The sequence below is a fragment of the Brevibacterium sp. LAARM3_SD1 genome, from assembly GCF_057364765.1.
The window spans coordinates 16,066-39,957 of record NZ_JBNFOL010000013.1; the positions used below are offsets into that span (position 1 = coordinate 16,066).

Here is a 23,892-nt window from a genome sequence, read left to right on the forward strand (position 1 = left end):
CGCAGACGAGGATGAGGAAGTAGGTCGTCAGCGGATGAGCCGACAGGCTGGCGATGTCGCCGCGCAGATGATCCCATGCGTTCCTGATCACCGAGGCGGTCTTCACGAGCTCTTCCCAGTGGCCTTCGCCGGTCTCTTCGCGGGTTTCTTCGACGGCTTCTTCGCGTTTCCGGCCGTGGATGCGGTGCCGCGTGATGCGGATGTCGCCGAGGCGGTCCCGGTCGTTCGTTTCCCGGCGGGCTTCGCCGAGGCGGACGGTGTGGCGGCAGACCTTGCGCCGGACGTCTTCGCTGCGGTCTTCACACCCGCAGGCTTCGTCGCAGTCGCCGCGCCGGCACGCTTCGACCTCGGCGGTGCGGATGCTGAAGCCGACGTCTTCGCGAGCTTGCGGCGGCGACGTTCATCCGCCTTCGCGGTGGTCTGCCGTCCCATCTCAGCGCTCCAGGTGAGTGTTGACGGCCTCGGTGAACAGTTCGCCGCGAGTGTTGTAGTTGAGGAACTGGTCCATGCTCGCGGCGCGGGCGCCAGCAGCACGGTGTCTCCGGCTTCGGCCAAGCGTGCGGCGGCGTCGACGGCGGCCGCGGCGACGGCCTCTCCGCGGCGCTTCGGGACACCGGAGTCCACGGCCAGGGCCGGTTCGATCCTCACGACTTCGAGGTCGGGGATGGTCGCGGCGATCGCCTCTCGGTAGGCCGAGTCGTCGGAGCCGATGAGCACGAGTGCTTTCAGTCGGTCACGGTGGTCGGCGAACAGGGAGGTGAAGTCGGCGCCTTTGGGCAGGCCCCCGGCGATCCAGATGATCGAGTCGAAGGCGGCCAGCGAGGCATTCGCGGCGTGGGTGTTCGTCGCTTTCGAATCGTCGACCCAGCGGATGCCGTCTGCTTCGGCGACGGTGACCATGCGGTGGGCGCCGAGCGAGTGGCTGCGCAGTCCGGCGGAGATCGCCTGGCCGGGCACGTCGATGGCGCGGGCCAGACAGGCGGCGGCCAGAGCATTGGCAACCTGGTGCGGGGCGGGCTGCGAACCCGCGACGCCGGTGCGGCCGCCACGTCGTCGAGCGAGGCAAGTTCGGCCGCCGATGAGTAGCGCTGCGGGATGTATGCGCGGTCGACCAGCAGATCCTCGACGACGCCGAGCTCGCCGGGACGGGGCACGCCGGAGGTGAAGCCGATGGCCTTGGCGCCTTCGATGACGTCGGCGTCCTCGACCATGTGCAGAGTCGTCTCGTCGGCGCAGTTGTACACGCAGGCGAGCTTCGCGTTGTGGAAGATCTTCGCTTTGTCCGCGGCATAGGCGTCGGCGCTGCCGTGCCAGTCGAGGTGATCGGGGGCGATGTTGAGCACGGCCGCGGCGTCGGCGCTCATCGACTCCTGCCAGTGCAGCTGGAAGCTCGAGAGTTCGATCGCGAGGACCTCGAGCCCGGGTTCCAGCACCGCCTCGAGCAGCGGAGTGCCGATGTTGCCGCAGGCCTTGGCCTTGAGTCCGGCGGCCACCAGCATCGATTCGAGCATCGTCGTGGTCGTCGTCTTGCCGTTGGTGCCGGTGATGGCCAGCCATTTGGCGTCGTTGGTGCCGCGGATCCGCCACGCGAGTTCGACTTCGCCGATGACGGGGATGCCGGCTTCCAGGGCTGCGGCGAGCACGGGCTGGTCGGGGCGCCATCCGGGTGAGGTGACGACGAGGTCGAGTTCGCCTTCGGGCAGAGCTTCGACGTGTTCGGGTCCGCGGCGGATGTCGACGTCGAAGACCTCGAGGATCTGCGCTTTCTCGCTGACGTCAGCGGTGTCGTCTCCGTCGATGACGATGACGTCGGCACCGCGTTCGCCGAGGTGGACGGCGGCTGGGAATCCCGTCACGCCCAGACCGGTGACGAGCATGCGCAGTCCCGCCAGCGAGGAGCTCGGTCCGCTCAGCGCGGCCGGGATCTCCTTAGGCGTGGTTTCATCAGCCAATGCGGGCCACCCAATCGGCGTAGAACAGGCAGATTCCGGCGATGACGAAGAGTGCTGCGATGATCCAGAACCTCACCACGATCGTCACTTCCGCCCAGCCCTTGAGCTCGAAGTGGTGCTGCAGCGGTGCCATCCGGAAGACGCGTTTGCCGGTGGTCTTGAAGGAAGCGACCTGGATGATCACCGACAGGGTGATGATGACGAAGAGTCCGCCGAGGACGATGAGAAGCAGCTCGGTGCGCGACATGATCGCCAGTCCGGCGAAGGCGCCGCCGATGGCCAGCGAGCCGGTGTCGCCCATGAAGATCTTCGCGGGCGAGGTGTTGAACCACAGGAAGCCGAAGCAGGCGGCGGCCATCGCACCGGCGACCATCGCGAGATCGCGGGGGTCGCGCATGTAGTAGCAGGCGTTCGTGGCCTCGGACATGAGGTTGCAGTTCTGGGTCGACTGCCAGGTGCCGATGACGACATAGGCGGCGAAGACGACCACCGAGGCGCCGGCGGCCAGACCGTCGAGACCGTCGGTGAGGTTCACGGCGTTCGACACGGCGGTGACGATGAGGTTCGCCCAGATGACGAACAGGATGAGGCCGAGGATCGCGGACCCGAACGCGAGATCGAGGTTCGTATCGCGGATGAACGAGATCTTCGTCGACGCCGGGGTCTCGCCGAAGGAGTTCGGGAACTGCAGGGCGAGGACGGCGAAGGAGATTCCGACGAAGGCCTGGCCAATGAGCTTCGGCATCGGACGCAGACCCAGCGACCGCTGCTTCTTGATCTTGATGAAGTCGTCGAGGAATCCGACGACTGCCAGTCCCGCAGCCAGCCACAGGACGAGCAGCCCCGATGCCGTGGGCACGGAACCGGTGAACAGGTGTCCGAGCAGGTAGGCGAGAACTGCTGCACCGATGATGACGACGCCGCCCATGGTCGGGGTGCCGCGCTTCGTCGCGTGCGAGGTCGGACCGTCGTCACGGACGAACTGACCGTATCCCTTCTTGACGAGCACCCGGATGAACAGCGGCGTGCCGACAAGGGCGAAGATGAGAGCCAGGCAGGCTGCGAGCAGTACGGCAATCATTGGGCCCCCGATACTCCGGCGATTTCGTCTCCCAGATAGCGCAGACCGGCGTCACGGGAGGATTTGAACAGGACGATGTCACCGGGAGCGAGTTCGGCGTTGAGCAGGTCCCTCGCCTCGGCCGCGGTGGCGACCCAGGCCGCCTCGTTGCCCCAGGAGCCCTCGAGGTTCGCCGCATTGAAGATCGGCTTGGCGCCCTCTCCCACAACGATGGTGCGGGTGATGTTGAGCCGCACGACGAGTTCGCCGATATCCGAGTGCGCGGACACCGACTCGTCGCCGAGTTCGAGCATCTCGCCGAGCACGGCGAAGGTGCGACGCGGGCTGGTCTCCTCGTCGCCGCGACCCATCGAGGCCAGGGTCTTCAGAGAAGCCCGCATGGATTCGGGGTTCGCATTGTAGGCGTCGTTGAGCACGGTCACACCCGATGGTGAGTCGATGAGCTCCATCCTCCAGCGGCTGGCCGCCGAGGAGGTCGACAGGGTCGTGACGATCGACTTCGTCGTGACTCCGCAGGCGTGGGCGATGGCGGCTGCGGCCAGAGCGTTGCCGACGTGGTGTTCGCCGATGAGCGCCAGGCGCACATCCCGCGGCTCCTCACCGGGCAGGGTGAGGGTGAACGTCGGGTGGCCGGAGGAATCAGTGGAGACGGACGTGCCGCGCACGACCTGGTCGTCGGCTCCGACCCATTCGGGCAGGGACTCACGCTGTGAGAACCACAGGGTTGACACCTCGGGAGCGAGGACCTCGCGCATCGCTGACACGCGGGTGTCGTCGGCGTTGAGCACGGCGGTGGACCCGGCGGTGAGGGACTCGACGAGTTCGGCCTTGGCCCGTGCGGTGTTCTCGATCGAGCCGAAGACTCCGGAGTGGGCGGTGCCCACGGCGAGCTCGACGGCGATGTCCGGTCGGATGAGGCTGGTCAGGTAGGCGAGGTTGCCGATCGACCGGGCGCCCATCTCGAGGACGAGGAAGCGGGTGGACTCGACCGCCCGCAGCGCCGTCAGCGGGACGCCGACCTCGTTGTTGTAGGAGTTCGGCGGCCACACGGTCTCGGCAACGCCTGCGAGGAGGTCGGCGGCGAGGTCCTTCACCGTGGTCTTGCCGACGGATCCGGTGATCGCGATGACGGTGATCTCACCGTCGGCGCGCAGGCCTTCGATGCTGTGCTTGGCCAGCTGGCCAAGCGCTTCGGTCGCATCGGCGACGACGACGACCGGCAGCGGTGCGTCGTCGATGGTGGGGACGGATTCGCCGATGATCAGGGCCGCTCCCGCCTCGACGGCGGCGGCGGCGAATTCGATGCCGTCGAAGCTCTCGCCTCGGCGAGCGACGTAGATATCGCCGGGTCCGACTTCTCTCGAGTCGGTCACCACACCGGCGGTCAATGGGGTCTCGGGGTCGATGCCGTACAACTCGCCGCTCAGGGCGGTTGCGATTTCGGCTGCAGTCAGTCGCTTCATATCATCTGTGAACTTTACCTGGTTGTGCGCCGCCCAGTCGCATGGACAGCGCTGAGCGTGTCCTGGCCCGGTCGTCGAAATCGGTGACCGTGGTGCCCACGGTCTGGCCTGTCTCGTGCCCCTTGCCCGCGATGAGCACAGTTGCACTGGGGTCTGCCCCGGCAATCGCCTCATCGATCGCGGCACCGCGATCGGGGACCTCGATGATCTTTTTCACACGGGCCCGCCCCGCATCCACCTCGGCGTCGATTCCCTGCCTGATGGCAGCGCGGATCATGTCGGGATCCTCGGTGCGGGGATTGTCGTCGGTGAGAACGATCACATCGGCCTCGCGTGCCGCAGCCTGCCCCATTCCGAAGCGCTTGCCGCGGTCACGGTCGCCTCCGGCGCCGAAGACGATGATGAGTTCGTCGGAGTCGGCGTGAAGTGTCGCCAATGCCTTCGCGATCGCGTCGGGGGTGTGCGAATAGTCGACGATGGCCCGCGGCAGGATTTCCGGGTGCGATTCCTCGAGTGCCCGCGGTCCGGACACGTCGATGATCTCCATCCGTCCGGGCACCGTGGCCACGAAGCTGCGCCCGATCGCGTCGATCTCAGCGGCCGGGATCCCCGACTCGATGAGCATCGAGGCCGCCAGGGCCGTATTCGTGACGTTGAAGTCGCCCGGCAGCGGTGAACGGAGGCGAATGCTCTGGCCTTCGTCGAGGTGGAGTACGAAGTCCGCTTCGCCCGGGGTGTGTTCGATGCGCCACTGGCTGCGCTCGTCGCGCCCCAGAGTGCGCACGGGCACCTGCGCTGCCGCCGCCATCCGCTCGCCCCATTCGTCTTCGATGACGATGACGGCCCTGTCGGAGAATGTGCGGGTGAACAGCTGAGCCTTCGCCTCGAAGTACTCCTCCATCGTGTTGTGGAAGTCGAGGTGGTCCTGGGACAGGTTCGTGAACCCCGCAACGCCGAAGTGCGCCCCGTCGACGCGGTGCTGGCTGAGTGCGTGGGAGGAGACCTCCATCGAGCAGGTGTCGACCTCTGCCGCCCGCATCTTCGCGAACAGGGCGTGCAGTTCGGGCGCTTCCGGCGTCGTGCGCACACTGGGCACGGTGTCGCCGGCGATGAGGATGGCGACCGTGCCGATGACCGCGGTGCGGTGGCCCAGTGCCGCGAGCATCCCGTCGGCCAGATAGGTCGTCGTCGTCTTCCCGTTCGTTCCGGTGACTCCGATCAGCTCCGGCACCGAGGTGGTCTCGTAGACGGCGGCGGAGACGAACCCGAGCACGGCGCGGGGTGCTTCGACGATGAGGGCGGTGACTTTGTCGAGCAGCTGCCTGTCGGCCTCGTTCTCGCTCAGTGCTTCGGTGATGACCTGCCAGCCGGCGTCGTCGGTGAGGATGGCGTCGACTCCGCCCCGGATCAGCTCGGGGGCGAACTTCGCGCCGTGGACGTTCGCACCCGGCAGGGCCGCGTAGAGCTGACCGGGTGAGACCGCCCGCGAGTCATGCGAGACTCCGGTGACCTCTGTCTCGGGATCGCCGTGGACGGTGCCGGGTGCGATCGGCAGCAGCTGTGAAAAACGCATCATTTCCATTCTCGAGCGGGCAGGTCGGGCTTCTGCGTCGACGGTGGGATCTTGAGATGCCGCATGGCGAAGCCCGCGACGTCGGAGAAGACGGGGGCTGCGGCCTGTCCACCGTAGTAGCCGTCACGTGGCCGCTGCAAAGTCACGGAGATCGCGAGCTCGGGGTCTTCGGCGGGCAGGACGCCGACGAAGGAGGCGGTGTATCCGTCGTAGCCTCCGCCTTCGGCCGCAGGCGCCTGCGCGGTACCGGTCTTTCCGGCGACTCGGTAGCCCGAGACCTGGGCGGACTTGCCTGTGCCTTCGGCGACAACGCCTTCGAGTATCCGAAGAGTCTCGTCCGCAGCTTTCTCGCTGACGACGCGCTGCTTCTCCCCGGCCGGTGTCGAGATGGTCCGTCCCTTCGGTGAGACCATTCCGTCGACCAGGCGAGAGGGAACGTGGACTCCCCCGTTGGCGATGGTGGCGATGACGTCGGTGGTCTGGATCGCGTTCGCGGCCACACCCTGACCGAACATCACTGTGTACTTCGTACGGCCGTCCCACTCCTCGTACGGGTGCAGGATGCCCGAGGTCTCGGCGGGGAAGCCGATGCCCGAGGCGGTGCCGAAGCCGAACTTCTTCATGTACTCGTAGCGCTGAGCCTCGGTGAGTTCCTTTCCGGCGATCACAGTGCCGGTGTTCGAGGATTCGGCGAGGATTCCGGCGAAGGTGAGCTTCTCGTCGGGGTGCTCGTGGGAGTCGCGGAACTCCTCGTCGTTCGGTGCCTTCCACTTGTCCGGAACGGTGAACTCCTGCTCCGGAGTGACGAGTCCCTTGTCGAGCAGCGCCGCGGCGGTGACCATCTTCGCGGTCGAACCGGGTTCGAACATGTCGGTGAAGATACGCGAGCCGCGGTCGGGTCCGTCGACCTTGCCCGGAGAGTTCGGGTCGACCGTGGGAGCATCGGCGGCGGTGATGATGCGTCCGGTCTTGACCTCTTTGATGACGATGACGCGGACTCGGCCTTGTGCTTCTTCCGCTGCTCCTCGATGGCCTGCTGAGCGTAGTACTGCATCGCCGGATCGATCGTCGTCTGCAGTCCCTGACCGTCGACGGCGTCCTTCATGTTGTTGTCGCCGAGCGGGATGATCTCTCCGCGCGCACCGCGTTCGTACTGCCGCTGGCCGTCCTTGCCGGACAGCTGCTCGTCATAGGCCTTCTCCAGTCCGGCCTGGGCCGTGCCGTCAGAGCTGAGGAAGCCGACGAGGTTGCCGGCGACTCCGCCGGCGGGGTACGACCGCACCGCATACTCTTCAGCAGAGATGCCGAGGACTTCGAGTTCCTTCACTTCACGCCAGGTCTCCGAGGTCAGTCCTTTGGCAACAGGGTTCCAGCGCTTGTCGCCGACGAGCTTCGGGTACAGCAGACCCGGGTCGGTGTTGAGCGGCTTGGACAGGGCTTCGGCGGCACCCCACGCCCCGACGAGTTTGCCGTCGACTTCGTACTGGGCGACGTTCTGCTGATCGACGACGAGCTGGTAGCGGGAGACGCTGTCGGCGAGCACGGTCCCATCGGAGGCCAGGATCTGTCCGCGATCGGCGGGCAGGGTCTGAGTGACGAGTCGGTTCGACAGAGCCTTCTCCGCCAGCTTCATAGAATCCATTCCCTGGATCGACACGAGGCGGACGGAGGCGATGAGGAGAGCGAGGACCGACACCGCGGCGATGAAGCCCATCCGCCACCGCAGATTGGGGCCTTCGCCCTTGCGCTTCCTCTTCAGTCGGGTCTTTGCTGAGCCCATTGCTCTGTCCTCGGTCCTTGGTGTGGTCGGCGAATGTTTCGGTCAGGCCGTTCCCTGGTCCCGGTGAGCTCGGACTACTTCGGCGCCTCCTGGCTCGGAGCCGCCACGTCCTGGCTCGGGCTGCCCCCGACGACCGGGAGCTTCTCATCCGATCGTAGATTGGGTCGGAGGTCATCACGTGTATCGGCACGCGGGCCGGGCACGACTGTGGGCTCTTTCTCACCGCTGACGTCGATTCCGGGGGCGTCGATGATCTTCCCGGTCTTCGCATCGAGGAATTCCGGCGAGGAATCACGGACGAGACCGAGCTCTTCGGCGGCCAGGGAGATGTTCTGCGGGGACTCGCGGTACGAGTTGTCCTCGATGAGCCGGTCCTTCTGCTCGGCCAGGGCTTCCTTCTCACTCGTCAGCTGGTCGACCTTATAGGAGGTGTTGGCGACGAAGATGTTGAGCAGCAGCACGGCCACCAGGGTGGCCAGCAGGATCCCCAGGCACAGCATCGAGAAGGGCAGACGGGACTTGGGCAGTTCGAACTTGAGCAGCCGCAGCTTCGCCCCGCCCTGCTGACCACCGGCCTCTTCGAGCCGGCGGAAGCGTTCGGTGAAGTGGGGCTGACCTGCGGTCGCCTGGGAATTCCTCACGATCGTGCCTCCCTGATCTTCTGCACTGCCCGCAGTCGGACGCTCGCCGCCCGCGGATTGGTCTCTGCTTCTTTCTCGTCAGCCATTTCGGCGCCCCGGATGATCTCCTTCAGCCAGGGCTGGTGCTCTTCGGGCACGACCGGCAGGTCCGGCGGCACCGAGGAGGTCGTGGCGGCCCGGAAGGTCTTCTTCACGATCGTGTCCTCCAGCGACTGGTAGGACTCGATGACGGCCACTCCCCCGATGTGCAGGGCTTCCAGTGCTGCCGGCAGCGCGGTGCGCAGCACTCCGAGCTCGTCGTTGACCTCGATGCGCAGGGCCTGGAAGGTGCGTTTGGCGGGGTGGGACTTCTTCTTCGTCTGCGGAATCACGCGCGAGAGCATGGCCGCGAGCTGGTCCGAGGTCTCCCAGGGGGTGTCGGCCCGGTCGGTGACGATGATCTTTGCGATCCTGCCGGCCATCTTCTCTTCGCCGTATTCGCGGAGGATGCGGCGCAGCTCGGTCTCGGAGTAGGTCGCCAGCACTTCTGCTGCGGTGAGTTCCTGGGTGCGGTCCATGCGCATGTCCAGGGGCGCCGGCCGGGCGTAGGAGAATCCGCGTTCGTCTTCGTCGAGCTGCAGGGAGGACACTCCCAGGTCGAGAAGGATCGCGCTGATCTGGTCGATGCCCAGGTCGGCGAGGACCTCGGGCAGCTCATCGTCGACGGCGTGGACGATATCGACTCGGTCGGCGAAGGGGGCGAGACGTTCGGTCGCGATGGCGATGGCCTGCAGATCGCGGTCGATGCCGACGAGGTGGACATCGTCGAAGGCTGTGAGCACGGCTTCGGCGTGCCCGCCCATTCCCAGAGTGCCGTCCACGACGACCGGGGTGAGCCCGGTCTCCCGTGCGGCTTCCACTCCGACGCCGATGAGTTCGACCACGCGCTCCAGGAGCACCGGTACGTGCTGAGCTGTCATTCGTGGGTCCTTCATACGGTGGTGGTCGGGGGTGCGCTGCTGGAGCCAGAACCTTGACCGCCGTGGCCCTGCCACCGGGGAAGTGTGTCAGGACGTCCGAGCTTCGGAAACGGGGAAGTTCCCCGAAACTCGAGCACGGCGGGCAAGGATCAAACCCGAGCAGAATCAGATCACTCCGGGGATCACCTCCTCCTCGCGTTCGGCGAAGGCCTGCTGAGCGCCGACGAGGTAGTCCTCCCAGGTCGGTGCATCCCAGATCTCGACTCGGTTGCCCATGCCGATCACTGCGACTTCCCGATCAAGTGATGCGTACTGCCGCAATATGTTCGGGACCGTGATGCGTCCCTGTTTGTCCGGTTGCTCCGCAGATGCCGCTGACAGGAACACGCGCTGGTAATCGCGAGCTTCCTTATTCGTCTTCGGCGCGTTCTGGATTCGCGCGTGCTCGGCTTCGAACTCCGTGGTGGGGAACAGGGTGAGGCAGTTCTCCTGGCCACGGGTCAGTACGAGTCCGGGCGACAGCTCCTCGCGGAACTTTGCGGGCAGGATGAGCCGACCTTTGTCGTCGAGCTTCTGCATATGAGTGCCCAAGAACATGTCGTCTCACCCCTTTCGAAACCCATCGGCTCCGATAGCAACCACAGTACTCCACTTCCCTCCACAGATTCCAGCTTTTCACCCTACCGATGCTCTGAACTCATTGTTTTCCCAGGTCAGATACGTGGAGGAAAGTGGGGAAAATTTCCCAGAGGCGCGTCGTCGGAGTGTCGGACACCCGGAAATCGGGGCGTTCGCGGTGGGGGTGGGCCGCCTCGGCGAGAGCGACGAGAACGGCAGAGATCCGCGAGAATCCGCGGATCTCAGGCGATTCTCACGCCGAGGTGGAGGCGAGTGGGGAGGAAAGTGGAGGGTCCGCGTGGAGGGAAGTGGGGAGGAGGGTGGGGAGTGGATTGGGGACCGCCTCGGGGAGGGAAAGGGAGTGGGGAGGACGACAGAGTGACGAAGCTGAAAGAAACTCGTGTGGCTGGGGTGCCGGCTTTAAGGGACAATGGAGGGTATGTCGACCAGCCAAGAAGGTACACAGACCAATTCCGTGATCGGCGCCGAACACATCGAGTGGGTGCAGAATCTGACCTCGCGGGCACGCACAGCGATGAACTCGGTCCTCGAGGGCAAGGATGAGGCCGTCGGGCTCTCGCTCATCGCGCTGCTCGCCGGCGGACACGTCCTCTTAGAAGACGTCCCCGGCGTCGGCAAGACCCTGCTGGCCCGTGCCATGGGCAAGGTCGTCGACGGCTCCGTGCGCCGCATCCAGTTCACTCCGGACCTGCTGCCCACCGACGTCGTGGGCGTGAACCTGTTCAACCAGGAGACTCGTCACTTCGAGTTCCGGCAGGGCCCGGTGTTCGCGAACATCGTCATCGCCGATGAGATCAACCGCGCGTCCCCGAAGACGCAGTCGGCGATGCTCGAGTGCATGGCCGAGGGACAGGCGACGATCGACGGGCAGACCTATCCGATGCCCACGCCGTTCATCGTCGTCGCCACTCAGAACCCGATCGACATGGAGGGCACCTACGCTCTGCCCGAGGCGCAGCGTGACCGCTTCCTCACGCGCATCTCCCTGGGGTATCCGGCGACGTCGGACGAGGTCGATCTGCTGGACAACCAGATCCAGAACGATCCCCTCGAGACCGCCGCCGCGGTGACGAACCTCGAGCAGATCACTCAGGCGCGCACGATCGTCCGCCATGTCTCCGCGAGCCGGCAGCTGCGCGAGTACATCGTGGCGATCCTCCACGCCACCCGCAACGATCAGGCGATCCTGCTCGGCAGCTCCCCGCGCGGCGGCGTCCACCTGCTGCGTGCGGCGAAGGCCCGCGCGGCCCTGTCCGGGCGCACCTTCGTCACCCCCGACGATGTGCAGGCCTTGGCTCCGTACATCCTCGCCCACCGCATCATCCCCCGCGACGGCGACGACGCGGACCTGGCAGCCGACCTCATCGGTCGGGTGCTGTCCCGCGTGCCCGTCTCGACGAACCAGTGACCGCATGCGACTGAGCACTTCGGGCATCATCTTCGTCCTTGCCGGGGCGGCCCTGATCATCACGGCCTACCGCTTCGCGCTGCCCGGCCTGCTGCCGGCCGGCCTGCTGCTGCTCGGCCTGGTCCTGCTCTCGGCGCTGCTCATCCTGTGGGGCATCCGTCGGGTGTCGATCGCGATGAGCACGAACCTCCACGAGGTGGCGCTGGCTCCCTCTGGTGACCGCTACCCGCTGGCCGCCGAGGGCAAGGAGGTCGAGGTTCAGGCAAACGTGACCAATGTCGGCCAGCTCGCGATCCCCGGCGCGACGATCGACTTCGTTCCGGCCGAGGGGTTCGGCGATTCGACCTCCGGCGATGTTCCGGCGCTGGCTCATGGGGCGTCGCAGACGGTGCTGACGTCCTTCACCCCGAACCGCCGTGGTGTCTCCGGAATCGAATCCGTGCTCATCACGGTATTCGGGCCCTTCGGCCTGGTGAAGATGAAGAAGAAGGTCCACGGGGCCTTCCCCGTGGCCGTGTCCGTGCCGATTCTGCCCGCACGCATCCCGCAGGATTCGTCGATCCGGCCCGCCCGCCTCGACGACGGCAAGGTCCGCACCGGTCACACCACCCGAGACTTCCACACACGTGAGTACGTCCCCGGCGACGATCTGCGGCATGTGCATTGGCCCTCGACGGCGAAGTCCGGCGAGCTCATGGTCCGACACGAAGCCGATGAGGAGACGCTCTATGCGCTCATCCTCATCGACCTCGTCGCCGATGAGGGCACCGAGGAGCCGAGCGATCTCGAGATCGAGTTCCTTCTGGCCGCCGCCACCGCGGCCGGAACGGCGTTCCTCCGGGCCGACTACGAGGTCAACGTCGTCGCTCCCGGACACCAGATCAGATTCAAAGGAGCCCGCGAGATCGACAAGCTGCGTCTGCTCTCCGCCCTTGTGCGTCCGGGCAGGGTCGAACTTCCCTCGCACGACAACCCGAACCACATCGTCATCTGCTCCGTCGGTGATCAGCGCGGGCAGGAACTCGCCTCCCACTTCTCCCGTCGGGTGCCGGTGACTCTGCGCACCCTCAGCGAGATCGACGATCTGACGATGTTCGGTCTCAGCGAGGACCTGCCGGAGTCGTGGACGACCTTCGAGTCCAAGCGATCCCGCGGCGGCACCGGTCGGAGCTCGGCCGAGCCCGGGCCGGGCACCGCCGGCGCCGGAGCCTCTGCGGCTCCGGGCAGCGCGAGCTCGACTCCGCAGGGGGTGCGCCGATGAGTCTCGATACGCCTGACACCCGTCCGCGCGGAGCCGATTTCGAGCCTCCGGCGCAGGACTATTCGGCACCGGTGTCGACGAATGATGAGCGTCCTAGCACGGGCTGGCTCGAAGCGATCGTCGTCTTCGTGGCCATGGCGCTGACCGCGGTCGCCGTGTCGGCCGTGTTCAAGGACTTCGCCTGGCTGTCGCCCGTGCTCATCTCCGTGGCCGTCGTCGTCATCGTCGGTGCCGTCTTCCGCACCGTTCCGGCGCTGCGGTCGACCGGCACCGCGGTCATCGCCCAGTGCGTGGCCGGTCTCATCACCGTGTTCGTCGTCTGTGCCGGGGATTCGCTGCTGCTCGGGTTCATCCCGACCGGTGAGGCCTTCGGCGCGGTGATCGACCTGCTCTCCGAGGGAGTCAGCGACCTCTATGCGACCGCTCCCCCGGCGGCGAGCACACCGGGCTTCATCGCGATGCTCACGATCGCCTTCACCCTCATCACGATCCTCATCGACGGTCTCGTCTCGGATCTGCGGGCGCCGAAGGTCGGCGGTGTGCTGCTGCTCGTGCTGTGGATGATCCCCGTCTACTTCGCCGCTCAGGAGGTGAAGTGGTGGCATGTGGTCGCGATCCTCGCGGCATTCCTGCTGCTCATGCTCAGCCCCTATCTGCCCGCGACCCGGTGGCGCGGAGGAATGACGGCGATCCTGGCCGGCGCTCTGGCTCTGGCGATCGGCATCGGCCTGCCCCTTCTGCTGCCGCCGGTGCCGACCCTGCCGGATCGGGCGTCGAAGGGCCAGGGCGACCTGACCGTGACGAACCCGTTCCTCAACCTGCGACAGAACCTCGGCGATCGCGATGACACGACGCTGTTCCGCTATCAGACGACGGCCGAGGAATCGGATCCGATCCGGTTGACCTCGATCGATGACTTCGACGGGGAGAACTGGGCGCCGAGCCCGTTCAGCCTCGATCCCTTCGCGATCGCCACCGATGGCATGCCGTGGCCCGAGGGGATGCCGCGGGACAAGAACTTCAACGAGGAGACGATCAACGTCGCCGTCGGCGACAACTACGACCAGCAGTACCTGCCGTCTCCGTATGCTCCGCAGCAGCCGAAGGATCTCGACCGCCGGTGGATCTTCGACGAGAAGACTCTGACGATCGTCGGCAACGGCCGGAAGACCGGCGGACTGCAGTATTCGATGGACTATCTGTCCCCGAATCCCGATGTCGAGGATCTGCAGTCAGCGACTCCGGTGTCCGAAAGCGACTTCGAGACCGAACTCGCCGTCCCCGATTCTCTGCCCACGAGCGTGAAGGAGACGGCGGAGCGAGTCACCGCCGATGCCGAGAATCAGTGGGAGGCCGCAGTCATGCTGCAGGCGTATTTCCGCGGCGGCGATTTCGAGTATTCGCTCGATGCTCCCGAACGCGCCAGCGGCGATGCGATCTCGGACTTCCTGGCCGATAAACAGGGCTACTGCGTCCAGTTCTCCTCGGCCATGACGATCATGGCTCGCACGATGGGCATCCCGGCGCGCATCGGCGTCGGCTACGCCGGCGCGGATGAGGGCGAGGACAGCTACGACGTGAGCATGCAGGATTCGCATGCCTGGCCGGAGCTGTACTTCGAAGGCGCCGGTTGGGTGCGCTTCGAGCCCACCCCCGGCGGTCCCGCCGGCGATCCGCCGAAGTGGACTCTCGCCAATGGCGCCGACCAGCAGGAGGAGAGCGACGAGACGGAATCGGCGAGCCCGAGCGAAGAACCCTCCGAATCCGCGTCGCCGACCGGCGGCTCCGAAGAGCCCACCGAGGAGGAGACGAGCACTGAGGCCGCAGAGCCGACCGGTTCGGATCTCGGCACGGTCTTCGGCATCGCAGCGATCGTACTCGTCCTGCTGCTGCTCGCCGCGCTGCCCGCGATCTGGCGTTCGATCCTGCGATCGCGCCGGACGAAGGATCCGCACGACCTCGAAGCCGTGTGGACCGAGGTGCGTGCGCTGGCCACCGACTACGGACAGAGCCTGGATTCGAGTCGGACGCTGCGCTTCAACGAGCTCGTGCTCGCCGGCGCAGCCCCGGCGGCTGGGGCTGCCGGTGGCGCTGCCTCTGAGTCTTCGAAGGACACGGACTCGACCGGTGCGGATGCGGGCTCCACGGAGCCCGAGATCGACCCGAACACCGGTGAACCCGTCCGCAAGTCCGCCGCCGAGGCTGCCGCCGGTTCCGGTGTAACCGGAGCAAGTGCAGGGGCTGGCGGTTCCTCGTCCTTCGATCGTTCGGACGAACGGCTGCAGCGACTGAGCAGCCCGGCCCCGTCAGGACCGACCGATTCGGGTCGTGATGACACCGCGCTGGGAGCGTTCGTCGATGCTCTCGAAGCCGATCGCTACGGAGCCACGTCCGAGTCTCTCGACGACTCCGAGGTGCGTGCGCTCGTCGACGAGGTGCGGACGGATCTGTCGGAGCGAGCGACGCCGGGCAGCCGGATCTCCGCGAAGATCTGGCCGGCCAGCCTGTTCAATCGCCCGAAATGATGGGCTGACGATATCGGTCAGAGCGCAAGCTGACGATCGGCGGTCAAAGTGCAAGAGGCGGTCCTATGGGGCCGCCTCTTCGCTGTCGCAACTCGTCCCACACCACCGCACGGTTTCCACACCGGCACGCGGCGGGTTCCACGGCGCATCGCAGCTCAGTCCCGCGCTCGAGCCTGTCTCGCGTTCTCCCGGTTGAGAGTGTCCAAGGCGATCAGTCCGCGCACGGCGGCTACGGGTCTGACAAGGGGATGTTCACCGAATCGGTAGTCTCCCCCGCGGACCAGTCGGCGTGCCAGGTCCGGTCGCATCTGCCACAGGTGGTCACGGGCTTTCTCCGCGTGATGAGAGTTCGAGACGATGCTGATCGTGGTGGCGGGGGTGAGTTCGCGGTCGATGATCGGGATCGCGTTGGCGATGTTCTCCCACGTCGTCGTGCTCTGCGTCTCAACCACTGATCGGCCGGTGAAGCCGAGTTCCTCTTGAGCGAAGCGTTCGAGGATGACCGCCTCCGGTGTGAGTCCCGTGACGGCTCCTCCGCAGAAGATGAGGAGGCTCGAACGCGCCCTCGAGTCGATCGACCGCAGACCGGCAAGGACTCGGAATCGGTTGATTCCGTTCGGCCGCTGCCCGCGGTTGGCATATCCGAGGACCACGATGATCTGGTCGCTGTCCGTTGGTGTCAGACCCGTCAGGTGAGCGTTCCGAGCTCGATGACCACCGGCACCTTCATAGTCACCAAGACGTCGGTGGCTCGATCTCCAATGGGCCACCTCGGCGACGGCGAAGACGCCGGCGAGGACGACTCCGGCGGTCACGAGCACCCGTGCAACGCTCACTCGCTCCCGCGCAACGTACACGCGCCCCAGAGCAGCGGTCACGTGACCTCGAGTGGGGATTGAAAAAGGCACCCTCATATCGAGAGTGCCTTGATCGTTTCGAGCAGGATCATTCGCCGCGCTGGCGCTTCTCCCACCGGTCTTCCATCCGGCTCATGAACCCGGAGTTGCCTTTGCTGCCGGACTTCGTTCCGGAGTTCCGAGTATCGGTCTGAGTCTGCGCGCACGGCCCGGACGGCTGAACGCCCAGTACATTCCGGCGACCATGAGGCCGAAGCCGACGACGCCGAGGGCGATCCACCAGGTCGAGCTGGAGACGAGCGAGATCGCGAGGATCGTCGCGGCCAGTCCGGCAAGAGCGATGAGGATGCCGAGGACGAAGCGCTTCGCGGAGATTCCGGGCCCCGTGGCAGCGGCCTGGGTTTCCGAAATATTGCGTGCAAAACGAGGGTCCTCACTGCGCAGCTGCTTCTCCAGTTGATCCAACAGCTGCTGTTCGTGATCGGAGAGTGGCATCTCGAACCCCCGTTTCCCTACTCAAGTCTTTCACTCAATCATAGTCTCTGAGGGCCGAAAAAACATCTCCGGGGGTCGTCTGGAGCCGGATTCCCACGGGGTCTTCAGACTGTGCTCCCGCTCACCCGCTCTCAGGCGTCGGGGCGCTTGCGCAGAAGCGAGGCCTGCGAGATCGCTTCGCTGCCGAATCGACGTCTCACCTCGTCGAGCGCGACCTCGGCATCGCGTCCTGAATGCTCCGGTTCATCCAAGGTGGCCTGCCGCCCGGTGACGGCGAAATCGCTGAGGCCCGCGGCCCTGACCCCGAGCAGCCGGACTCCCTGGGAGCGCTGCTCGCGCAGCTTGCGCAGGGCCGGACGCAGCGCCTCGTACATCTCCCGGGCCAGATCCGTCGGCGCCGAGAGGGTCACCGACCTCGACAGTGTCGTGAAATCGCCGAGGCGGTACTTCAGTCCGAGACTCGTGGCCACCTTCCCCTCCGCACGGACCCGGTAGGCGACCTTGTCGGCCAAGCGCAGCAGTTCGTGTTCGAGGACAGAGATGTCCCAGATGTCCTCGCCGAAGGTGTTCTCCGCGCTGATCGAGTGCTCCTTGGCCTGGTGGTCGAATCCGGAGGAGTCTCGGCCGTGAGCGGCCCGCCACAGCTGATGGCCGTGGGCTCCGAAGACGCGTGCGGCCCAATCCTCGTCCACAGCGGCGAGGTCGCCGATGAGTCGGATTCCGTAGCGGGAGAACCCTTCTTGGGTCTTCTCCCCCACCCCGGGCAGCGCTTCGATCGGCATCGGGTCGAGGAACTCCTGGGTTGCTGCCACGGGGACGAGCAGCTGACCGTTCGGTTTCGCCCTGGTCGAGGCGAGTTTCGCCACGACCCTGCTGACGGCGATGCCGACCGAGGCGCTCAGACCGGTCCGTTCCCGAATCTGGGCACGCAGCTGCGTGGTGATCTCCACCGGGGAGCCGAGGCGGCGCACGGCTCCGGAGACATCGATATAGGCTTCGTCGACGCTGACCTGCCGCACATCGGGGGTCACCGCGGCGACGAGGTCGAAGACTTGGCGTGAGTACGAGGAATACAGGCCATGGGACGGCGGGATCACCTCGGCGACGGGGCACAGATTCATGGCCCGCGACATCGGCATCGCCGCGTGCACTCCGAACTCGCGTGCTTCATAGCTGGCCGAGACGACGACTCCACGGCCGCTGCGCCCGCCGACGATGACGGGCCGGCCGACGAGGTGCGGACGGCTGAGCAGCTCCACGGAGACGAAGAACGAGTCCATGTCGAGGTGGAGCATGGTGGCACCGGCGTCGTCCGTGCCCAGTCGGCTCAGATCGCCTCCGGATCGTGCCAGCTGCTTCCGACTCATCTCCTGCCCCTCGCGCTCGTTCCTTTCGGCTCCGCCGAACAGTCCAGGTACTCTTGAAGCATGGTATCGCGCACCGCTGTCATGACACTGCCCATCGTTGCCGCTCTCGCGCTTGCGGGCTGCTCGGGAAACGGGGGAGACAAGGCCGAATCGACCCCTTCGGCCTCACAGGAGACCTCGGCCTCCGCATCCCCGACCGCGGCCGAGGCCGCCTCGGCAGAAGCATCGACCGAGGCCACCGGTTCGGATCCCGATACGTCGAACGCTGTGAAGGATCTGCCCGAGTACATCAAGCCGTACCCGGACTCCGAAGTGCTCTCGGCCTCAACAGTCAAGGCCCATAACGACAAGGACAAGAAGCTGCCCGAGCAGGTGAGCCTCGTCGTCCGCGCCAAGGCCGATGCCAAGGACATCTTCGCATTCTACGAGAAGGAGCTCGGCAAGGCCGACTTCGAACCCCTCGGCGAAGAGATGAAGACGAAGAGCGCCCGCGTGGTCAACTTCAAGCACAAGGACAATGACAGCGTCCTCGTCGTCACGGTCGCCGAGGATTCCGAAGACAAGGCGAATTCGATCGTGACCGTCGGCGGAAACATCGCTTCATGAACTCACATTATTCTGCGACGCCCGGCGACGTCCCCGAGCCCGCCCCGTCCGCCGCACCTGCCCCGCCTGCCCTCGTCGAGGCCCTCGATTCCCCGGAGGCCATCGCCGCCGAGGTGTCCACCCAGCTCGAGGCGTTCCTCGCCGAGAAGGCCTCTGAGTTCGAGGCGATCTCACCCGATGCGACGGCGATCGGCGACGCACTCATCGAGTTCACCCGCGGCGGCAAGAGGATCCGTCCCGTCCTGCTGTGGTGGGGTTTCCAGCTCGCCGGAGGTGAGGTCCGCGCCGGGACCGCAGGCGACGTCACCGTAGGTCTGGCTCAGGCAGCCGGTTCGCTCGAGCTGCTCCACGCCGCCGCGCTCATCCACGATGATGTCATCGACAATTCGGACACCCGCCGCGGTCGGCCCGCCCTGCACCGTCAGTTCGAGACCCGCCATCAGTCCTCCGGATTCCACGGCGACGGTGCCTCATTCGGCGTCTCCGCCTCCATCGTCATCGGCGATATCTGCCTGGCGCTGAGCGAGGAGCTCTTCGAACGGTCGCAGGATGCCCTGGGCGACAGCCACTCGGCCCGCGAGCTGCGCGGAATCGTGCGCCGCGATGTCATGGTCGGCCAGTACCTCGATGTGCTCGCCGAGGTCATCCCCCTCAGCGACGATCGGATCGCCGACCGCGCGTGGGAGGTGCTCAGCTATAAGTCCGCGAAGTATTCGGTCGAGCAGCCGCTCCTCCTCGGCGCGGCCCTGGCGGGAGCGGACAGCCGGCAGCTCGAGGAGATCTCCGGCTTCGGTCTTCCCCTCGGACAGGCCTTCCAGCTGCGCGACGATGTCCTCGGCATCGCCGGCGACCCGGAAGCCACCGGCAAGCCTGCCGGAGACGACATCCGCGAGGGCAAGCGGACCGTCCTCATCGCCGAGACCGCTGCCCGGATCTCGGCCGACCAGCTCGAGGTCCTCGCCTCACGCTTGGGCGATTCGGAGCTCACCGACGCCGAGGTGGCCGAATGCGTTGACATGATCACGGACTCGGGAGGCCTCGCCGCCGTCGAATCCTTCATCGCGGACAAGCACGCCCACGCGGCGACGGTCGTCGACACGTGGGCGGAAGGTGCCGCAGGTGCAGCATCGGCGGAACGGTCGGCCGCCTCGGCGCGGGTGCGCATCGGATCGGCCGCGCAGGAACGACTCAAGGGATTCGCGACAGCCCTGAGCTACCGCTCCAGCTGAGTCCGCCGAACCGCTCCAGCTGAACCCGCAGGTCAGAACGGCAACGTCGAACGGCAGATCAGAACGCGAGGGCCTGCGCGCGGCGGCGCACTTCCTTCTTGTTGCCGGCGCGAAGCAGGTCGATGGGTCGGCCGGGCAGGGACTCGTCGTGGGTGAAGAGCCACACGATGGCTTCTTCGTAGTCGAACCCGGCATCGTAGAGAGTGTGCAGGGTGCCCTTGAGCGGCTTGACGACCTCACCGTCGACGAAGAAGGCCAACGGAACCCGCAGGACCTTCGGATCACCGATCTTGATTCCGCAGATGGCGCCGTCTTCGAGCAGCCTCCGCACCTGGGAGATGCCGAGTCCGGTGAGTTCTGCGATGTCGGGCAGCGGGGCCCAGTCCTGGACGAGTTCTTCGGTATTCACGCCCTCAAGCGTAGCAATATTCGACAGAAACACCCCGCCATGCGGTGCGGAATGCTCGGGTCGGGCCCGCCTACTCGTTAGGCTGGGGACCGTAGCTTCCCCACTCGACATGAAGTCAACAGGTGACAGATGACACGACCGCGACGGCACAACCCCATCACCGCCGCTCCTGACATCCGCGCCGCATCGAAGGTGAATTCGACCGGTCCGATCCCAGGAGCCGAACGGGTCGACCCCGAAAACGAATTCCCCACCGAGGTGGCCCCCACCACCGATTCCCTCGACGAGAACGCAACGGCCGCCTCGGCGACAACGCCGGACCCGGGCTCGCCCGCGTCCGCTGACGATATCGCGGCCGCCGACGATCGGCCCGACGACGGCGTCGATGACGCATCCGACCGTGCTTCCACTGACGACAGAACAGCTTCTGCGAACACCGCGGCCGCGACCACCGGACCGCAGTGGATCTCGGGCACCGCGAGTGCGACCGTTCCCGTCACCCACGGCGGTCGCACGTACAAGGTCAAGCAGGGCGACACCCTCTACGGTGTGGCCAGCAAGCACGGCGTCTCCGTGCCCGCACTGGCCGAGCTCAACCGCATCTCGCCGCGTCAGAATCTCCACCAGGGCCAGGTTCTGTCTCTGCCGGAGAAGAACGACCTGCCCGATGATGATCCCTCGCACGTCGTCGCCCCCGGAGAGACCCTGCAGGGGATCGCCGCGCGGCACGGAATCTCACCGGCGACTCTGCGCCAAGCCAACGCCATGGGTGATGATTCGTTCATCACGGTCGGCGAGCTCCTCCTGCTGCGCCCGTCGAAGGCGCGCCCGCGTCGCACGGCGGCCGAACCGCCGCGTGATATCCCCCGCGTCGCCGCCAGCGCCCAGGTCGAGGGCATCCGCCCCTCCGTGCTCCACGCGGCGCGGCTGAACAAATACACTCTGCTGCACCGTCGCCATCCGGCCCCGGCACAGGCGAAGCTGCTCGTCGCCTCGCTGGCTCTCGAGCTCGGTGCCGACCCTGCCCTCATGCAGGCTGTCGCCGCTCAGGAGTCCGGTTTCCAGCACACGACCGTCTCGGCCGGCAACGCGATCGGCATCATGCAGATCACTCCCCGTTCCGGCCGTTGGGCCTCCGATATCGTCGGTCGCGGACTCGATCTGCTCGACATCGAGGACAATATCGTCGCCGGCACCGTCATCCTCGGCTGGCTCGTCGAAACCGCGCAGTCGGAGAATGAGGCCATCGCCGGCTACTACCAGGACCTGCGCTCGGTTCGCGCCGACGGGCTGCTGCCGGAGACGAAGGCCTTCGTCCGCGGCGTCCAGATGCAGCGTGCGCGACTGAAGGAGGCCCTGTGAACGCCCGCCGAGATCCCCTCATCGGCACGGTGCTCAACGACCGCTACCGCATCGATGCCAAGATCGCCCGCGGCGGTATGGCCATGGTCTACCGCGGCACCGATCTGCGTCTCGATCGTGAGATCGCGATCAAGGTCATGCATGAGCACCTCATCTCCGATGACACCTTCGTCGAACGCTTCCGCCGGGAGGCGATCAACGCCGGTCGCCTCACCCACCCGAACCTCGTGGCCATCCACGATCAGGCGCGTGACGGCGACGTCGTCTACCTCGTCATGGAGTACCTGCCCTCGGTGACGCTGCGCCGTGAGCTCAAGCACCGCGGCACCTTCACTCCCAGACAGGCGATCGTCGTCCTCGACGCGATCCTCGCCGCGCTCGAGGCCGTGCATTCGACAGGGATCATCCACCGTGATCTCAAGCCCGACAATGTGCTGCTGGGCACCGACGGTCAGGTCAAGCTCGCCGACTTCGGTCTGGCCCGTGCCGTGACCACGGCGACGACGACGAAGACCCTCATCGGCACCGTCGGCTATGTCGCTCCCGAGCTCGTCACCAGAGCCGGCGCCGATGCACGTACCGATCTGTACACGGTCGGCATCATGTTCTACGAGATGCTCACCGGCGCTCAGCCCTATACCGACGATGTGCCGATCCAGGTCGCCTACCGTCACGTCCACGACACGGTTCCGCCGCCGTCGGACGTCGTTGCCCGCCTCAGCCCGCGTCTGGACGCGCTTGTGCTGTGGGCGACGTCGAAGGACCCTGAGGACCGCCCTGCCGATGCCGCCGAATTCCGCCTGGCGTTGGCCGAAGCACGTGCGGAGATGAGCGAGGCCGAACTCGACCTCGGAGATCCGCAGATCGCCGCCGGCGAGCACTCCCCCGTGCTCACCGCGAGCATCGATCTCGGCGAAGTGGTCCCGAAGGAGAAGCGCTCCCGCACCGACGAGATCCCATACCTCGAGGACGAGGAAGAGGACCCCACCGACGCCGAGGCGGCCGCAGCCGAAGACTCGAACGATGACGAGCACGGTGACGCCTCCTCAGGCGACGGCTCCGGTACGTCCGGAACCGATGACGATGATCAGTCGAAGGACGAATCGACCGGCACCGGCGCGAAGACCGGTGCCGGAGTCGCGGCGGCTGCCGCCGGAATCGGCGGAGTCACCGCTGCTGCCGTCACGGCCGGATCAGACGACGATTCCGACGGCGAGGCATCGTCCGATCACCAGTCGAAAGATGAATCGGACGCGGACGCATCTGCCGAGAGTGACGGTTCCGACGACCGGGACGAGTCCGCGGATCATGACGTCTCGCACGCAGCGGTCGTCGGCACTGATGCCGACAGCGACGATCACGATGATCGTGACGGCAAGGACAAGGCCGCGGTCGTCGCCGGCTCCGCGGCCGCCTCGGCGGGGGCATCCCCGGTCCGACGTCGCCGACGTCGCGTCCTCACCGGACTCGTCGCCGTGGTCGCCGTCCTCGCTCTCGTCGCCTGGTTCGTCGTGGCGAACCTGCCTGCTCCGACGTCCATCGTCCCCGGTGAGCTCGCCGGAAAACCCGTCGAGGAGGTCACCTCGCAATTGGAGGACAACGACCTCAAGGCCGAGCCCAAGGAAGTCTTCGACGACAAGGTGCCCGCCGGGACGGTCATCGGCACCGAACCCGTCAGCGGTGCCGAGCTCGCCCCCGAGTCATCTGTCACGGTCGTCGTGTCCAAGGGTGAGGAGAAGTTCGCGGTTCCCAAGCTCGAAGGCGTGAGCCGCGACGAGGCAGAAGCAGCACTGAAGAAGGTCAACCTCGAAGTCGGCAAGGTCGATGAGGAGTACAGCGACACGGTCGCCAAGGACACCGTCATCTCAGCTTCGCAGAAGCCCGGGACGAAGCTGTCGAAGGGTGAGAAGATCAACCTCGTCGTCTCCAAGGGCGTCGCCCCGATTCCGGTTCCCAACGTCGAGGGCCTGACCTTCGACGCCGCCTATGCGACCTTGGCCAAGCGCGGATTCCGCGTCGGCAAGGACGAGGTGTTCTCCGATGACGTGCCCAAGGGCAAGGTCGTCTCGCAGTTCCCGAAGAGCACCGAGGCGAAGCCGGCGAACTCGCTCATCATCGTCCGCGTGTCCAAGGGCAAGGAGAAGAAGGAAGACTCCGAGAAGAAGGACGACAAGAAGGACGAGAAGAAGGACGAGGACAAAGACAAGTAGGTTTCGTCTAAGTCACGTCGGTCAGACGAACGACTCGTCGCTCATACAGATGCCGGGGGCTCCGCAGATATTCTG

Annotated in this window: 19 protein-coding genes and 2 pseudogenes; 7 read left to right on the top strand and 14 right to left on the bottom strand. The window is 66.1% G+C overall.

What is annotated here, in order from left to right:
• Positions 1–102: 102 nt before the first annotated feature.
• The 10 genes and pseudogenes from AC2W7L_RS09275 to mraZ form a co-directional block, all read right to left on the bottom strand.
• The gene (locus AC2W7L_RS09275; RefSeq protein WP_486004225.1) at positions 103–432 is read right to left on the bottom strand and encodes a hypothetical protein; all 330 of its coding nucleotides are present in this window, start codon (positions 430–432) and stop codon (positions 103–105) included.
• A 1-nt stretch (position 433) separates the two neighbouring features.
• Positions 434–1,877: pseudogene (murD, locus tag AC2W7L_RS09280) on the bottom strand (UDP-N-acetylmuramoyl-L-alanine--D-glutamate ligase).
• 67 nt (positions 1,878–1,944) lie between these two features.
• Positions 1,945–3,033 (bottom strand): phospho-N-acetylmuramoyl-pentapeptide-transferase, encoded by a 1,089-nt coding sequence (gene mraY, locus AC2W7L_RS09285; RefSeq protein WP_167196920.1) that lies wholly within the window; start codon positions 3,031–3,033, stop codon positions 1,945–1,947.
• Positions 3,030–4,496 carry a UDP-N-acetylmuramoyl-tripeptide--D-alanyl-D-alanine ligase gene (locus tag AC2W7L_RS09290; protein WP_486004226.1) on the bottom strand — a complete coding sequence of 489 codons (1,467 nt, stop codon included), beginning with the start codon at positions 4,494–4,496 and terminating at the stop codon, positions 3,030–3,032. Before AC2W7L_RS09290 ends, mraY begins: the two co-directional genes overlap by 4 nt.
• 1 nt (position 4,497) lies before the next feature.
• Positions 4,498–6,069: a UDP-N-acetylmuramoyl-L-alanyl-D-glutamate--2,6-diaminopimelate ligase gene (locus AC2W7L_RS09295; protein ID WP_486004227.1), complete on the bottom strand. Its 1,572-nt coding sequence runs from the start codon at positions 6,067–6,069 to the stop codon at positions 4,498–4,500.
• Complete coding sequence (locus AC2W7L_RS09300) at positions 6,069–7,058, bottom strand: peptidoglycan D,D-transpeptidase FtsI family protein (RefSeq protein WP_486004279.1); 990 nt, start codon at positions 7,056–7,058, stop codon at positions 6,069–6,071. The genes AC2W7L_RS09295 and AC2W7L_RS09300 overlap by 1 nt, the downstream gene beginning before the upstream one ends.
• Positions 7,059–7,252: 194 nt before the next feature.
• A pseudogene (locus tag AC2W7L_RS09305) lies at positions 7,253–7,849 on the bottom strand (penicillin-binding protein 2); the annotation flags it as partial.
• Positions 7,850–7,923: 74 nt separating this feature from the next.
• On the bottom strand, positions 7,924–8,490 hold the full coding sequence (ftsL, locus tag AC2W7L_RS09310) for a cell division protein FtsL (RefSeq protein WP_486004228.1): 567 nt from the start codon (positions 8,488–8,490) through the stop codon (positions 7,924–7,926).
• Positions 8,487–9,449 carry a 16S rRNA (cytosine(1402)-N(4))-methyltransferase RsmH gene (rsmH, locus tag AC2W7L_RS09315; protein WP_486004229.1) on the bottom strand — a complete coding sequence of 321 codons (963 nt, stop codon included), beginning with the start codon at positions 9,447–9,449 and terminating at the stop codon, positions 8,487–8,489. The genes ftsL and rsmH overlap by 4 nt, the downstream gene beginning before the upstream one ends.
• Before the next feature lie 165 nt (positions 9,450–9,614).
• Positions 9,615–10,046 carry a division/cell wall cluster transcriptional repressor MraZ gene (mraZ, locus tag AC2W7L_RS09320; protein ID WP_025777975.1) on the bottom strand — a complete coding sequence of 144 codons (432 nt, stop codon included), beginning with the start codon at positions 10,044–10,046 and terminating at the stop codon, positions 9,615–9,617.
• Between the two features lie 460 nt (positions 10,047–10,506).
• Between mraZ and AC2W7L_RS09325 the strand changes: the two genes are divergently transcribed.
• The 3 genes from AC2W7L_RS09325 to AC2W7L_RS09335 are packed head-to-tail and all read left to right on the top strand — an operon-like array spanning position 10,507 to position 15,282.
• Positions 10,507–11,496, top strand: a complete 990-nt coding sequence (locus AC2W7L_RS09325; protein ID WP_167196933.1) for an AAA family ATPase — start codon at positions 10,507–10,509, stop codon at positions 11,494–11,496.
• A 4-nt stretch (positions 11,497–11,500) separates the two neighbouring features.
• A complete protein-coding gene (locus tag AC2W7L_RS09330; RefSeq protein ID WP_486004230.1) occupies positions 11,501–12,757 on the top strand; it encodes a DUF58 domain-containing protein in 1,257 nt (418 codons plus the stop codon).
• Positions 12,754–15,282 (top strand): transglutaminase TgpA family protein, encoded by a 2,529-nt coding sequence (locus tag AC2W7L_RS09335; RefSeq protein ID WP_486004231.1) that lies wholly within the window; start codon positions 12,754–12,756, stop codon positions 15,280–15,282. The genes AC2W7L_RS09330 and AC2W7L_RS09335 overlap by 4 nt, the downstream gene beginning before the upstream one ends.
• 155 nt (positions 15,283–15,437) lie before the next feature.
• On the opposite strand, the gene AC2W7L_RS09340 is transcribed toward AC2W7L_RS09335, so the two are convergent.
• The 3 genes from AC2W7L_RS09340 to dinB form a co-directional block, all read right to left on the bottom strand.
• Positions 15,438–16,118: a YdcF family protein gene (locus AC2W7L_RS09340; protein ID WP_486004232.1), complete on the bottom strand. Its 681-nt coding sequence runs from the start codon at positions 16,116–16,118 to the stop codon at positions 15,438–15,440.
• Between the two features lie 153 nt (positions 16,119–16,271).
• The gene (locus AC2W7L_RS09345; RefSeq protein WP_486004233.1) at positions 16,272–16,634 is read right to left on the bottom strand and encodes a DUF3040 domain-containing protein; all 363 of its coding nucleotides are present in this window, start codon (positions 16,632–16,634) and stop codon (positions 16,272–16,274) included.
• Between the two features lie 131 nt (positions 16,635–16,765).
• Entirely contained in the window at positions 16,766–18,001 is a 1,236-nt protein-coding gene (gene dinB / locus AC2W7L_RS09350; protein ID WP_486004234.1) for a DNA polymerase IV, read from the bottom strand.
• A 60-nt stretch (positions 18,002–18,061) separates the two neighbouring features.
• Between dinB and AC2W7L_RS09355 the strand changes: the two genes are divergently transcribed.
• Both AC2W7L_RS09355 and AC2W7L_RS09360 read left to right on the top strand, forming a co-directional pair.
• On the top strand, positions 18,062–18,607 hold the full coding sequence (locus AC2W7L_RS09355) for a hypothetical protein (RefSeq protein ID WP_486004235.1): 546 nt from the start codon (positions 18,062–18,064) through the stop codon (positions 18,605–18,607).
• Positions 18,604–19,836 carry a polyprenyl synthetase family protein gene (locus AC2W7L_RS09360; RefSeq protein ID WP_486004236.1) on the top strand — a complete coding sequence of 411 codons (1,233 nt, stop codon included), beginning with the start codon at positions 18,604–18,606 and terminating at the stop codon, positions 19,834–19,836. The genes AC2W7L_RS09355 and AC2W7L_RS09360 overlap by 4 nt, the downstream gene beginning before the upstream one ends.
• A 58-nt stretch (positions 19,837–19,894) precedes the next feature.
• On the opposite strand, the gene AC2W7L_RS09365 is transcribed toward AC2W7L_RS09360, so the two are convergent.
• Positions 19,895–20,245: an Rv2175c family DNA-binding protein gene (locus AC2W7L_RS09365; protein WP_486004237.1), complete on the bottom strand. Its 351-nt coding sequence runs from the start codon at positions 20,243–20,245 to the stop codon at positions 19,895–19,897.
• Between the two features lie 129 nt (positions 20,246–20,374).
• Between AC2W7L_RS09365 and AC2W7L_RS09370 the strand changes: the two genes are divergently transcribed.
• On the top strand, positions 20,375–21,607 hold the full coding sequence (locus AC2W7L_RS09370; protein ID WP_486004238.1) for a lytic transglycosylase: 1,233 nt from the start codon (positions 20,375–20,377) through the stop codon (positions 21,605–21,607).
• Positions 21,604–23,817 (top strand): protein kinase domain-containing protein, encoded by a 2,214-nt coding sequence (locus AC2W7L_RS09375; protein WP_486004239.1) that lies wholly within the window; start codon positions 21,604–21,606, stop codon positions 23,815–23,817. The genes AC2W7L_RS09370 and AC2W7L_RS09375 overlap by 4 nt, the downstream gene beginning before the upstream one ends.
• Positions 23,818–23,892 lie beyond the last annotated feature (75 nt).

Bases quoted from the DNA above. Each gene is read 5' to 3' on its own strand.
- mraY (WP_167196920.1), bottom strand. From the start codon at position 3,033: ATGATTGCCGTACTGCTCGCAGCCTGCCTGGCTCTCATCTTCGCCCTT.
- dinB (WP_486004234.1), bottom strand. From the start codon at position 18,001: ATGAGTCGGAAGCAGCTGGCACGATCCGGAGGCGATCTGAGCCGACTG.
- AC2W7L_RS09290 (WP_486004226.1), bottom strand. From the start codon at position 4,496: ATGAAGCGACTGACTGCAGCCGAAATCGCAACCGCCCTGAGCGGCGAG.
- AC2W7L_RS09355 (WP_486004235.1), top strand. From the start codon at position 18,062: ATGGTATCGCGCACCGCTGTCATGACACTGCCCATCGTTGCCGCTCTC.
- mraZ (WP_025777975.1), bottom strand. From the start codon at position 10,046: ATGTTCTTGGGCACTCATATGCAGAAGCTCGACGACAAAGGTCGGCTC.
- AC2W7L_RS09335 (WP_486004231.1), top strand. From the start codon at position 12,754: ATGAGTCTCGATACGCCTGACACCCGTCCGCGCGGAGCCGATTTCGAG.
- AC2W7L_RS09345 (WP_486004233.1), bottom strand. From the start codon at position 16,634: ATGCCACTCTCCGATCACGAACAGCAGCTGTTGGATCAACTGGAGAAG.
- rsmH (WP_486004229.1), bottom strand. From the start codon at position 9,449: ATGACAGCTCAGCACGTACCGGTGCTCCTGGAGCGCGTGGTCGAACTC.
- AC2W7L_RS09330 (WP_486004230.1), top strand. From the start codon at position 11,501: ATGCGACTGAGCACTTCGGGCATCATCTTCGTCCTTGCCGGGGCGGCC.
- AC2W7L_RS09325 (WP_167196933.1), top strand. From the start codon at position 10,507: ATGTCGACCAGCCAAGAAGGTACACAGACCAATTCCGTGATCGGCGCC.
- AC2W7L_RS09295 (WP_486004227.1), bottom strand. From the start codon at position 6,069: ATGCGTTTTTCACAGCTGCTGCCGATCGCACCCGGCACCGTCCACGGC.
- AC2W7L_RS09360 (WP_486004236.1), top strand. From the start codon at position 18,604: ATGAACTCACATTATTCTGCGACGCCCGGCGACGTCCCCGAGCCCGCC.
- AC2W7L_RS09275 (WP_486004225.1), bottom strand. From the start codon at position 432: ATGGGACGGCAGACCACCGCGAAGGCGGATGAACGTCGCCGCCGCAAG.
- AC2W7L_RS09370 (WP_486004238.1), top strand. From the start codon at position 20,375: ATGACACGACCGCGACGGCACAACCCCATCACCGCCGCTCCTGACATC.